Source organism: Chloroflexus sp., from assembly GCF_056331925.1.
The window spans coordinates 1-13,013 of record NZ_JBWGQH010000035.1; the positions used below are offsets into that span (position 1 = coordinate 1).

Annotated in this window: 10 protein-coding genes; 7 read left to right on the forward strand and 3 right to left on the reverse strand. The window is 54.8% G+C overall.

The genetic code is table 11. From position 1 onward, the window contains the following. The first annotated feature begins 509 nt into the window (after positions 1-509). Complete coding sequence (locus tag AC01ZF_RS15775; protein ID WP_424674372.1) at positions 510-1,346, forward strand: GNAT family N-acetyltransferase; 837 nt, start codon at positions 510-512, stop codon at positions 1,344-1,346. Between the two features lie 32 nt (positions 1,347-1,378). Here AC01ZF_RS15775 and AC01ZF_RS15780 read toward each other — a convergent pair whose 3' ends face one another. Further along, positions 1,379-3,133, reverse strand: coding sequence for a DUF3352 domain-containing protein (locus AC01ZF_RS15780; RefSeq protein ID WP_476575488.1), 1,755 nt, complete (start codon positions 3,131-3,133; stop codon positions 1,379-1,381). Between the two features lie 244 nt (positions 3,134-3,377). On the opposite strand from AC01ZF_RS15780, the gene AC01ZF_RS15785 reads away from it, so the two are divergent. Continuing rightward, positions 3,378-4,409, forward strand: coding sequence for a DUF4349 domain-containing protein (locus tag AC01ZF_RS15785; RefSeq protein WP_424674374.1), 1,032 nt, complete (start codon positions 3,378-3,380; stop codon positions 4,407-4,409). Between the two features lie 71 nt (positions 4,410-4,480). Here the strand turns inward: AC01ZF_RS15785 and gyrB are convergent, their stop codons facing one another. Both gyrB and AC01ZF_RS15795 read right to left on the reverse strand, forming a co-directional pair. Further along, complete coding sequence (gene gyrB / locus AC01ZF_RS15790) at positions 4,481-6,391, reverse strand: DNA topoisomerase (ATP-hydrolyzing) subunit B (RefSeq protein WP_424674375.1); 1,911 nt, start codon at positions 6,389-6,391, stop codon at positions 4,481-4,483. Between the two features lie 41 nt (positions 6,392-6,432). Next, a complete protein-coding gene (locus AC01ZF_RS15795; protein ID WP_428131519.1) occupies positions 6,433-7,320 on the reverse strand; it encodes a hypothetical protein in 888 nt (295 codons plus the stop codon). 441 nt (positions 7,321-7,761) lie between these two features. Between AC01ZF_RS15795 and nusA the strand changes: the two genes are divergently transcribed. The 5 genes from nusA to AC01ZF_RS15820 all read left to right on the forward strand — a co-directional run bounded on the left by nusA (position 7,762) and on the right by AC01ZF_RS15820 (position 12,929). Next, positions 7,762-9,090 carry a transcription termination factor NusA gene (gene nusA / locus AC01ZF_RS15800; RefSeq protein WP_424674377.1) on the forward strand — a complete coding sequence of 443 codons (1,329 nt, stop codon included), beginning with the start codon at positions 7,762-7,764 and terminating at the stop codon, positions 9,088-9,090. 4 nt (positions 9,091-9,094) lie between these two features. Continuing rightward, positions 9,095-9,421 carry an RNase P modulator RnpM gene (gene rnpM / locus AC01ZF_RS15805; RefSeq protein ID WP_424674378.1) on the forward strand — a complete coding sequence of 109 codons (327 nt, stop codon included), beginning with the start codon at positions 9,095-9,097 and terminating at the stop codon, positions 9,419-9,421. A gap of 101 nt (positions 9,422-9,522) precedes the next feature. After that, positions 9,523-11,784, forward strand: coding sequence for a translation initiation factor IF-2 (gene infB, locus AC01ZF_RS15810; protein ID WP_476575489.1), 2,262 nt, complete (start codon positions 9,523-9,525; stop codon positions 11,782-11,784). Positions 11,785-11,947: 163 nt separating this feature from the next. Further along, complete coding sequence (gene rbfA, locus AC01ZF_RS15815) at positions 11,948-12,331, forward strand: 30S ribosome-binding factor RbfA (RefSeq protein ID WP_424674380.1); 384 nt, start codon at positions 11,948-11,950, stop codon at positions 12,329-12,331. Further along, complete coding sequence (locus tag AC01ZF_RS15820) at positions 12,321-12,929, forward strand: class I SAM-dependent methyltransferase (protein ID WP_308446228.1); 609 nt, start codon at positions 12,321-12,323, stop codon at positions 12,927-12,929. Before rbfA ends, AC01ZF_RS15820 begins: the two co-directional genes overlap by 11 nt. The last annotated feature ends 84 nt before the right edge of the window (positions 12,930-13,013 follow it).

The following is a 13,013-nucleotide window of genomic DNA, read 5'->3' on the forward strand; positions in this document are numbered from 1 at the left end:
GCTGAGGGTTCTCACGCAAAGGCGCGAAGGACGCTAACGCAGAGGCGCTGAGGGTTCTCACGCAAAGGCGCGAAGGACGCTAACGCAGAGGCGCTGAGGGTTCTCACGCAAAGGCGCGAAGGAAGCTGAGGGGATATCGTAATCTAACCATCCTTTGCGTTCCTTTGCGTTTTTGCGCCTTTGCGTTAGCGTTCTTGATATTCTTTGCGCCTTTGCGTTTTTGCGCCTTTGCGTTTTTGCGCCTTTGCGTTTTTGCGCCTTTGCGTTTTTGCGCCTTTGCGTTAGCGTTCTTGATATTCGTGGATCGAGCGCGACCTACTACCGACGTGGTTGGCCCATTGCGCCGCGTACCATACCGATGGGCAGCTCGCTCGTCGGTTGCAGATGTTGGCCGCACATTGACTACATGCGGGCCGAGATAGCGTATACTCTGTGATCACAACCGACACACGCTGTTCTACATCGGGAAGGAAATATTGCCACCACTGAAAGGGTCACCTGTAACCACCATGACCGCTACCATCACCATCATCACTGCCACTGAATGGCCCACCGTCCTTGCCGTGTTTGACCGTTGTAACCAGAGTGACGGCATTGTCTTACCGGTGTGGCTCGATGGCGATCCACCGCCGACTTTGGTCGCAGCGCGGATCGGGGAGACGGTGGTTGGCGGTGCAGTTATGTACGGCTACTTCGCTATCGAGGCGGTCATCGCAGTCGACCCGGCATGGCGTCGGCGCGGTATCGGTCGCCAACTGGTTACACAAATTGCGCACTGGGCTAATGCACGTAACGGGAGTTGGCAGATGATCGCCGATGAAGCCGGGCCAGCGGTTGCACCGTTTGCCACTGCGTTACAGTTGCGCCGGGTGCTGGTCGAAACCTTACTCGAACTCGACCCCGCCCAGCTTCCGCCATTGCCGCCACTGCCAGCGACGTGGCAGACTCGCCTCGCCGAACCCAGTGATTCCAATGCGATCACTACGATCATCGCCGATGCTTTCGGTGACCCCGCTGAAGAGGTAGCAGCGTTTGTCACCGACCGCATCGCTAATCCGATGCATCGCTTTGTCATTGGCGAAGTCGCCGGGACACCGGTAGCAGTGCTGCGTCTGCTGCGGAGCGAGCAGGGGATTATGATCACCACTTTTGGCGTGCGCCGTGCGCTCCAAGGGCAAGGGTACGGTCGGCTACTCTTGCTGACTACACTTCATCGTCTGTGTGAGGCCGGATACCAGCGCATTCAGATTGAGGTCGAAGAGGGTAACATGCCGGCATACCGGCTCTACCGATCATGTGGATTTATCCCGACTCGGTGGTATGGGGTCTACAAGCAGGCAGCGTGAGCACAAGCGCGCATGCGCTTACGCTGTCTGCCTCACTGCGGTTCAATACTTAACAGCAGTGTACCACGTATTAACCCACGATCATCGATCCCGACCGTGCCACTGCTCGTGATAGCAGTGAATGGAGCCAACCGCTGCTCAAGTTCGAAATCAATCGGAACATTACGCATCTGGTTAAACCACCTGCGGGCGGCGGTAAGGTTAATGTACAGGACACCACCATTGGGAGAGGGCATCGCCTTCAAACCATTCGCATAGGTCGTCACACTCGTCAGTTTTTGTTCGGCGTTAAAGGCAGCTTCCATCGCCGGTCGACCCACTGCAATCACCAGATCGTTGCCGTTAAAGCCGTACCCAAAGAAGAGATCGCCCTCTTCAAACGCTTGCACTTGCGTGCGCCCCAGCGAGGTTGCACCTAGACGGATACCGGTAAGATCTTCGGCTAATTCCATAAGCCGTTGCATACCTCGCTCGGCAGCCGACTGATCGGCAACCTTCAGCGCGAAGTAGCCTCCTACCGGCAATTCGACACTATCGATAGGCAACAGCGCGATCACCCCTTCACCGTGAAACCAGCTAAACAAGTCGCGGTCGAGATTGATGTTGAGACTGTCTTCGAGATCACGCAGCGCATTGGCAGTTCCAGGTTCGGCCTCCAATTGCTTACGGAGACGCTGCCCCCAATCAGCCGGTATGCCAAAACTGAATACACCGATCGCGGTGCTGCTGACATCACCGGCTCGTTCGGGCGAGACGGTTGGACGCAGGCTGCCGAGTTGCTCGCGCAGTGCATCACTCAGCCGGTTGCGATCGAAGACGGTCACTGCATCGAAGCGCAGCCCGCTCTCGATAACGGCCATTGTGAAGCCGACCCCTTGCATAGCTTGGGCTGCCGATCGCATATCGGCCAGTGTTGGCACACTCTCATCGAGTGAGCCTGATGTAAAGAGGCTGTCAATAAAACGAGCCAATCCATCTCCGGCAAGATAGATCGTGCCAATCCGGTCAGTCGGCAAATTCTGGATCACGGCTTGAAATTGTGCGCTACGGGCCAGAGCAGACTCGCTACGTTGCTCGATCAGCGTCGAGATGCTCGTGGCATTGTTGGCAAAGACGACCATATTGCGGGCCAGTGCGAAGGCAGCAAACGCCGTTTCATCACGCTCACTTTCGTAGATCGTCACCCCATTCGTTGTGCTGTTCGTAAAACGCTCACCTTGCGCCTCTCGAAACATGCGCTGTTTGTCGAGAAACGCCTGGGCGGCTCGCTCATCACGAACTGTCGCGATCAACAGTACACTGGCGTCGCGTAAGTCGACGTCCTCAAACGGATTAAGGGTAGCTAGCGGATTGAGCGGGTTGGCCGTCTCAGCGGCTACTGCGCCGATCCGTTCGATGGGCAAGCCATAGACGGCGATTGCCGCTTCAGCCCCGATCCATGGCGCGATATCATCGGCAAACGTTACGCCAAAGCGCTCTTGCAAAAAATCGGTCGTTTGGTCGGTGTTCTGGTAGTCGAAGGTTTCGGGAAAGGCTCGTCGTATCCGGTCAATATTCGGCAGATCGCTCAGGTTGGGCGTGATCGCAGCGTAGATTTGGGTTTCAGCCGGTAATAGTTCAGGAATGGCACTACCACGCTGGTTGATCACACTCCATACCAACACACTACTACCGATGATGATCAGTAGTCCACCAATGACTAAACCACCGATGATCAGGAGCAATGGACTGCGTCGTGATTCGGCAGACGAAACAGGTGGTAACGAGAACGGATCGGGTGTTGTCATGTAGTGTCCCTTCCACGTATCACAACATACAACCGATGCTGTCGTTGTTATATACGTTCACTGTCGTGAAAAGTTACATTCATAGACGTCGGCATGCATCCGGCCCATTACCAAGACAAAAGAATGTACATTCACTCTCGTGGAAAGTTGCATCCACAGACCGGGAACTCATTCCTTACCGCTGGCGTTTATCAAGTGCATAACACTGTTTCATCAGATTCTCAGGTTTACAGGAGGTTATCGTATGGTTCGGTTATTCACCGTTGTGGTGACAGCTATGCTGTTACTGGTGGGGTGCAGTCCGGAGCCGCCGCGGAAGGCTGACTTTAACGGCAATACGCAGCGAACGAGTGAAGAGGTAGTGAGCGCGCAAGCAGGTAGAGTCGCACCAGCAATGGCAGGCGTACCAGCAGGTGAAGCAACATCGGCCGTGGCGGGCATGCCAGTAGGTGAAGCAGGATCGATCGTGGCAGACAGTACTTCTGGTGAGAGAGACAACCCTACCGGCGAGACTAATCCGCTGCTGTATGCCTCGAGAATGGTTATTCTCAATGCCACCTTGGATATCCGTGTCGAATCGGTTGATCAAGCAGAGGATCGTGTGCGTGACATCGCCGATCGCCTTGGCGGATATATCCTGCACGTCCGTGCGCAAGGGCGCGAGCAAACCCGTGAGTCGTACATCACGTTTCGCGTCCCGTTTGAGAACTTTGAACGGGCACTCACCGAGATCGAAGGTTTAGCGAAAGAGATTGTGAGCCGGACCGTTGACGGTGAAGATGTTACCGAACAATACGTCGATCTCCAATCACGACTTCGCAATCTCGAAGCTACCCATGACCGCATCAAAGCGCTCCTCGCAACCGCACAAAATCTTGAGGATACGCTTCTCCTCTACCAGCGCCTCGCCGAGATTCAAGGGCAGATCGAACAGATCAAAGGTCGCATGCGCTATCTTGAACAGAACACGAATTTCTCAACAATTAGCGTGATCATGAGACCAGTACCGGTGGTCGAAGAAAAGCCGGAGCCGACACCAACCTGGGATCCGTGGAAGATAGTCATTGAACAGTTCGGTCTGCTGCGCGCATTTGGCGAGAGCATCTTGACCATCGTGCTGATCCTCGCTATTTGGTCACCAGTGTGGATCATTCCGGTCGGGCTGCTCATCTGGCTCTGGCGAAGATGGCATCCAGCCCTATATGGCGCGCATCAAGGAAAAGGTATCTCCAGCCGGCAACCCATCACAACACCGGTAACGCCAGAGGAGAAATAGCTCATAGCACACAACAAGGGGCAGATCGTTGGTTCTGCCCCTTCTCACTCCTTGCGAATTACACGCTACCGTTAAATATCCAACTCCACCACCTCATTCGCGTGGGTCTGGATAAACCGGCGGCGTGGTGGCACCAAATCACCCATCAACATCGTGAACGTCTCATCAGCGCGCGCGGCATCTTCCAGCGTCACCTGCAAGATCACTCGGTTCTGTGGGTTCATGGTTGTCTCCCACAGTTGTTCGGCATTCATTTCACCTAACCCTTTGTAGCGCTGAATCTCAACTTTGGTTCCGGGTGGCAATTTGCTGAGATACGCATCACGCTCGGCGTCGGAATAGGTGTAGACCTGCTCACGCCCGTGTTTAATCCGATAGAGCGGGGGTTGCGCGATAAAGAGATGACCATTGGTAATCAGAGGCCGCATGTGGCGGAAGAAAAAGGTAAGTAACAGGGTACGAATATGGCTCCCATCAACATCAGCGTCGGTCATGAGAAAGATGCGGTGATAGCGCAGCTTACTCAGATCAAACTGGTCACCGATGGAGGTACCGATAGCAGTAATCAGCGCACGCACTTCGGCGTTTGACAGCATACGGTCAAGCCGGCTTTTCTCGACATTCAGAATCTTACCGCGCAGCGGCAGAATGGCTTGAAAACGGCGGTCACGACCCTGCTTAGCCGTTCCACCGGCGCTATCACCCTCGACAATATACAGCTCGCAACGAGCTGGGTTAGGGTCTGAACAATCGGCCAACTTGCCGGGCAGTGAAAAACCTTCCATCGCGCTCTTGCGCGCCGTCTCACGTACTTTCTGTACGGCGAGACGAGTGCGCGCCGCCGCGATCGCCTTCTCGATAATCCGCCGCGCATCAGCCGGGTTCTCATCGAGCCAGGCACTAAACGCATCGCCAAACACCGTCGCCACTGCACTGGCTGCTTCCGGGCTAACCAACTTCTCTTTGGTCTGTGAGGAAAACTGCGGGTCTTTCAGCTTCACACTGATCACCGCCGTCAATCCCTCACGCACATCATCGCCGGTAAGATTACTCTCATTCTCCTTCAACAGCCCTTTGGCTCGCGCATAACTATTGATCACGCGGGTTAGTGCAGTGCGAAACCCTGACAAATGCGAACCACCGTCAGAGTTATTGATATTATTTGCAAAAGTATAAACATTATCCGTATCAAACGTATCAGTATACTGTAACGCCACTTCCACCATCACCTCATCAACCACCCGCTCGACATAGAAGGGCTGGCGATGGAGCACAACCTTATCTTTATTGAGATGGCGGACATACGACACAATCCCGCCCTCGAAGTAAAAGTTCAGTTCGCGATTGGTACGCTCATCAACAAACTTAAACCGCAACCCCTTGTTGAGATAGCTCATCTCGCGGAAACGTTGGGCGAGCGTATCGAAATTGTAGTCGAGCGTCTGAATAATCGAGGTATCGGGTAAAAAGCGCGTCGTCGTACCGTGGCGATCGGTTGGTTCCAGATCAATCACATCCGTCACCGGCACACCGGCCCGATACTCCTGGTAGTAATGACGACCATTACGATATACATCGACCCGCATATACGACGAAAGCGCATTGACTGCCGAAACACCAACGCCGTGCAGGCCGGAAGAGACCTTATAGCCGCCGCTACCGAATTTACCGCCGGCGTGCAAGCGCGTCATGACTAGTGTGAGGGTGCTGATACCCTCTTTCGGATGGATACCAACCGGAATCCCGGAACCATCATCACTCACCGTCACCGAACCGTCGCGGTGAATAGTCACACTGACACTCGTCGCCCGTCCGGCCATCACCTCATCGACCGAGTTATCAACCACCTCGCGCACCATCGTGTGGAGGCCGTTAATATCGGTAGGACCAATATACATACCGGGGCGCTTGCGGACGGCTTCCATGCCTTCCAGCACTTGAATCTGACTTTCGTCGTAGGTTGTCGGTGTTTCGTTTGTCATGAGGACTATTCCTTTATCGGCAACGCAAAAAGTATGCCAGTTTAGCTAACCGTCACGTTGGCATATCGCCGATAGAACTGTAGGCGTGCAGTGCGTAGGCCGCTACCGATGTAAGCCTGACCGACAATTGCCGGAGCCAGCCAGCCCGGTTGAGCGGCAACGGCGTGCCAGAGACCGGCGAAGCCAATTTCAATAATGGCACAGAGCGCAAGAAATGTTGCAATCGAGAACCACCGTTGGCGAGCAAAGCGCCAACTCGCCTGTAACGCCATCAGTGGCCCGTAATTATGGAAGACGATCATTTCCGGCGCAAAGCCAAACACAACCAACCCAAGCAGCCCTAACCCGATCCAGACAGTATATACAAGCGAGAATGTACTTGGCATCAACCAGATAATGACACCAGAACAGATCAGCAGGGGTACGACCACACTCCCGATCAGGCCAAGAACCCCGGCGAGCCGGACGGCAATCGCGAGGCTGTGATGAAAAAGTGTCGGTTGCGCCACCGGCCTTGGCCGCATCAGGATCAGACGATACAAGCTCGCCAAAAATACACTACTCACAACCAGCGCCACTAGATTCAGGCCGATCAACGCAAGTATATACTGTTCGACAGATAACACCAACGGTGGTGGTATGATCGTCTCAACGCCAGGCGTGAGGATCGGGATCAGGTTGGTCGGCACCAAGAATGTGCGAGCATCAATGGCGTGTAAGGTCCCAAGGAACGAACCGATCAGACCTTGATCCGTGTACGGCGGCAGAGCGAGAGTAATCGCGCTACCTAGCCATACATACGCGCTCAACCCTATCGAGAACAGCAGAATAAACGGCTGACGGTGGATAGTCGCAAATCCGTCCGTCAGCGCATCGATCGGCGATACCGGTTGGCGCATGCGTTTTGCCCACTCGTTTGCTCGTTTCATCAGCCTGTATTATACCACAGATCAACGCCCTCCATTGCCAATCTTTGCACACATGTTCGAGAAACTCAACAAGGCTCAACCCACCGCCCCACCATCAGCAACGATGAAACGATGGCTCGGATAGACAACTACCGATAAACGAATGGCTTCTCGAAAATCCGTTCAAAAACGGTTTGCAAAAGCCGGTTGGAGGTGATATACTTGACGTGTGGCGTAAGGTTGCACAACTAGTGGGAAGGTGCAACCACCTGCTTGACACTCGCTGCTGTCGAAATAGGCGACAGTCTCATCAGGCCGTTCAGGGAAGCGCGATGAACCGTCTGTGAGTACCGCTAGCAAGCCGCTTCCGCTGCCAGAGCAGTGGTCTAGCGCAGCAGTCTGCGTGGTTCGGGTGGAAAGTGGGTCAAACCCACTTTTCTTATTGTCAGGCGAGTTACAGCAATGAAAAGCGATTTTTACGCGGCAATTACTCAGATTGCGTCCGAACGCGGTATTCCAAAAGAGGCCATCATTGACGTGATGGAACGGGCATTGGTGAGCGCATACAAGCGCTTACTCGGCCCCAATCCACCGGCGGTAGAAGTGACGGTCAAGCTCGATCCCGTCAGCGGTATGGCGCGGGTCTACGCTGAGAAGCAAGTGGTCGATGAAGTGTACGACGAGCGGTTTGAGATCGATCTCAACAGTGCGCGCCAAATCAAGCCCGACGTTCAGATCGGCGAGACGGTGCTGGTCGAGAGCACACCGCGTGATTTTGGCCGGATCGCCGCCCAAACTGCGAAGCAAGTGGTGTTGCAAGGGATTAAAGAGATCGAACGTAGCTATATCTATAACGAATTTGAAGATCGCGAAGGCGAGTTGGTGACGGCGACGGTACAGCGTAACAACGGGCCACGCGGCAACGTGATCCTTGAGATAGGTAAGGCCGAGGCCATTATCCCGCCAAAAGAGCAAGTAGCAAACGATCGCTATTACCACGGCCAGCGGCTCAAGGTATTGCTGCTCGAGGTCAAGAAGGATGATCGCGGCCCTCGCCTGATTGCGTCGCGCGCGCACAAGAATCTGATCAACCGCCTGTTCGAGATGGAAGTTCCCGAAATCTACAACGGGTCGGTTGAGATTAAGTCGGTGGCCCGTGAACCTGGCCTGCGCACGAAAGTCGCTGTTGCGGCCCGCCAAGAGGGGATCGATCCAGTCGGGTCGTGCGTCGGAATGCGTGGTATCCGCATTCAGAATATTGTTAATGAGCTAAACGGCGAGAAGATCGATGTGGTGCAGTGGTCGTCGGATCCACGTGAGTACATTGCCAATGCCCTCTCGCCGGCACAAGTGGTTGAGGTGCATCTCCACGATCACGACCATACCGCGCTGGTGATTGTCCCCGACAAGCAACTTTCGCTGGCAATCGGTAAGGAAGGGCAGAACGTCCGGCTGGCAGCGAAGCTCACCGGTTGGCGGATCGATATTAAGAGTGCGTCGGCGTTGCTCGAAGAGGAACGGGCCGCGGCTGAGGCCCGCGCTGAAGCCGAGGCCGAACAGATGGCGATTGCCGCCGAATTGGCCAATGCCCCGGTTGAACAGCGCATCGTACAGGCTGACGGCACTATCCGCTACCGCGGTCATCGCTACGGCCCACTCGGTAACGATCTGGTTGGGCAGATGGTACAGGTACGGGCAACATCGCAAAAGATCTTTATTTACTATAATAACCGCCTGTTCGCCTCCTATATCTTGTTGGAAGGCGGGCAGACTGCGCCTGATGAGGAGTAAGGCGATGGCGGCCAAAGCTCAAACCGGTACGCCGCGACCACGGCACATCCCACAACGCACGTGTATCGTGTGCCGACACAGTGATGCGAAACGTGCGCTGATCCGATTGGTACGCGATGCACACGGGCGCGTAACGATTGATCCAACCGGCAAACGATCCGGCCGTGGCGCTTACTTATGCCACAACCCGGAATGTTGGACACAAGCCTTACGCCGCCATACGATTGAACGGGCTTTGAAGATTTCAACGCTGCATCTCGATGATCGGGCGGCAATAGAACAAATGGCTCGACAATTGTTGCAGGCGACAACGTCAGCGGTATCTGAATAGCCGATTCCGGTGGATTCTACGCAACGCACCGTTGACGTATGTGCGCCTGATAACGCGAGAGCTTCCCTGAGCCGGGCTGCTCTCCAGAAAGGAAGATGAAGATGAGTGACAAGCCACGACGAGATACAGGCGGTACGGGAACGGGTAGCGGGCGTAGCACCGGCCAATCGACGAATCGCACAAGCAATCAACAGACAGGAACGGGGCGTACTTCAACTGCTACCGGTGCTCATCGGCAGCCGGCCAATCAATCAACCGGTGGTGGACGTTCGTCGTCCACCGGTGGACGCAATACACCGACCAACCAAGGAAATGCGCGACCGGCAGCACCGGCAAATGCCCGGAGTGGCGGCCAACCAGCTCGTGGTAATAATGCGCCGGCTGCGTCGCGAAGTGGCGGCAGTACGCCGGCTCTGGTGCGCGGCGGTGGTGCTACACCGGCCCCGGCTCGCGGCACGAATACCCGTAATGCTCGCTCACAACAATCCCGTGGCCGTCCTCAACCTGAAGAACGTGAACGCGAACGCGAAGCCGTGTTGCGCCGTCCGCCCACCCCGACGACTACCCGCCCGGTGGTGCGTCCGCGCGGACCGGTTGCATTACCCCCGGTCATGACGGTGCGCGAGTTGTCGGAAGCGACCGGTATTGGCGCTGCCGATATTTTGAAGACCATGCTCAAAGCGGGCATGATTGCCAATATCAATCAGCAAATCGATTATGAGACGGCTGCCCTTATCATGACCGATTTCGGGATTGAAACGGTCGAAAATATGCCTGAACAAATGGTTGGGATCGTCGAAGACATTAAAGAGGTGCTCCGATCCCAACCACCGGAAGAGATGCGCCCTCGTCCACCCGTCGTTACGATTATGGGTCACGTTGACCACGGAAAGACAAAGTTGCTCGATGCAATTCGCTCGACACGGGTAGCAGAAGGCGAGGCCGGTGGGATCACCCAGCATATCGGTGCGTATCAGGTCGAGGTGAATCACCGGAAGATTACCTTCCTCGATACACCCGGCCACGAGGCGTTTACCGCCATGCGCGCGCGCGGTGCCCAAGTTACCGATATTGTTGTCTTGGTGGTCGCCGCCGATGATGGTGTCAAGCCGCAAACCGAAGAAGCCATTGCTCACGTCAAAGCGGCCGGTGTGCCGATGATCGTGGCAATTAATAAGATTGATTTGCCAACGGCAAATCCCGATCGGATCAAGCAGCAGTTGGCCGCACTGGACGTGATTGTCGAAGAGTACGGTGGTAACGTACCGTGTGTGCATGTTTCAGCTCGACAGAAAATTAATATTGACGGGTTGCTGGAAATGATCTTGTTGGTGGCCGACCTTGAGGATCTGCGCGCAAATCCCAATGCACCGGCCGTTGGTACGATTATCGAGGCCAAACTCGATAAGAGTCGTGGCCCAGTAGCAACGGTGTTGATCCAAAATGGTACCCTCCACCTCGAAGATAACGTGTTGGTCGGCTGTGTCGCCGGCAAGATCAAATCAATGTTTAGCGACAGCGGGAAGCGCCTTCGCCACGCCGAGCCGTCAACCCCGGTGGAAATTATCGGGTTGGAAGGTGTGCCCCAGGCCGGTGACATCTTGCAGGTGATGGACGATCTGGTTGTGGCACGCGAGATTGCATTGCAACGCCAACGCCAGCAGCGGGCCGAAGCGATGGCAGCGAGCGCGCGCGGTACCAGCCTCGAAGAGCTGTTTGGCAAGGTGAAACAGGGTCAGGTGAAGGAGTTGAACCTGATCTTGAAAGCCGATGTCCAAGGCTCACTCGATGCAATTGCCCATCTGATCGAGCAGTTGAACCAATCGCAGAGCGAGGTGCAAACCCGCATCATTCACCGTGGTGTCGGTGCCATTACCGAAGGTGATGTGAACCTTGCCCTCGCCAGCCATGCGATTATTATCGGCTTTAACGCTCGGCCAGACCCGGCAGCCCGCCGTCACGCCGAACAGCACGGGATTGATATTCGCTTCTACAACATCATCTATCAGTTGCAAGATGATTTGAAGAAGGCAATGGCCGGTATGCTCGCGCCAACCTTCAAAGAGGTGGTCGAGGGCTATGCCGAGGTCCGCAATATCTTCCGCTTACCTACCCGTGAGGTAGTCGCCGGTGTGTATGTCACCGACGGTAAGATTACACGCACCGGCCAAAATGTCCGCGTGTTGCGGCGCGGCGTGGTGATCCACGACGGCAAGATCTCGTCGCTCAAGCGATTTAAAGATGATGTGCGCGAGGTGACGGCCGGTTATGAGTGCGGTTTGATCGTCGAGGGCTTTAACGATATTGAAATCGGTGATGCGCTCGAGTTCTATCGCCAAGAGCAGGTAGCAGCCACCCTGTGATCGCCATTCGATGATCTATCTACCGGCAGAAGCGCACACGCTAACGCTTCTGCCGGCTATGTCATGAAACCAGATCATCATACACAACCATTTACCTTCCCATTGTTCGGTAGACCGATCTGGTTCGAGAGTGTTTCTGTCCACTGCGCGAAGGGTGCAAACTATGGCTAAACAACGATTACAACAAGTCGCTGATACGATGCAGCGGATTCTCGGCGAAGTGATCCAGACAGAGTTGAAGGATCCACGGGTTGGGTTCGCTTCGGTCACGAATGTCGAGGTGAGCGCCGATCTACAACACGCCAAAGTGTATATTTCGATCATGGGTACTCCAGAAGAACGGGCAACAACGATGGCGGCTTTGCAACGAGCACGCGGCTTTCTGCGCAAACGAGTCGCAGAAGAGATGCGTCATATGCGCTTTATTCCAGAATTGCACTTGATCGAAGATACATCGATTGATTATAGCCTGCATATTAATGACGTTATTCGCCAAATTCAGCACGAACGGATGGTAAATCCTCCGCGCATCGATGATGAACAGTGAGAACATTCCTTTCGATCCCTACTACAAAAAGCGGATTACCTATACGTTGCGCGGTCAGCAATTCGCTTTTGATGTTGGGCATACAATCTTTTCGTCATTTCAAATCGACGAAGGTACCGATCTGCTCTTGCGATTGATCGAACCGGCAATGACCACACCACAGCATATCCTCGATCTTGGCTGTGGTTGTGGGGTGATCGGTATTTGTCTCGCCCGCCGCTTCCCTAACGCCAATGTAACCCTCGTCGATAAAGATTTGCTTGCCGTGCGTTATGCCCGCCATAATGCCATCCTCAACGCTACCCCGAATGTGACCGTGCTCGGCAGTGTTGGGCTGAGTGATGCACCTCCCGGCCCCTATGACCTGATCGTCTCCAATATTCCGGCTAAGATTGGTGACTACGCGATTGAGCATGAATTCATCCTTGCACCACTCCGCCATCTGCGCCCCGGTGGTGAGTACTGGTTCGTTGTGGTGAGCGGTCTTAACCATCTGATACCTCGCCTTGGTCCACGCCATCAGTTACGCCTCAAAGAGATCAAGAAACGTGCCGGTCATTCGGTGTATCGGATTATCGCACCGACTCATCTTGACTAGCCGGTACCGCCCCGGCTGAACCACGCACGGTTTTCCGCTTGCCAAAACACCGTGTATCTCATAAAATTGTATCAATACGAAATG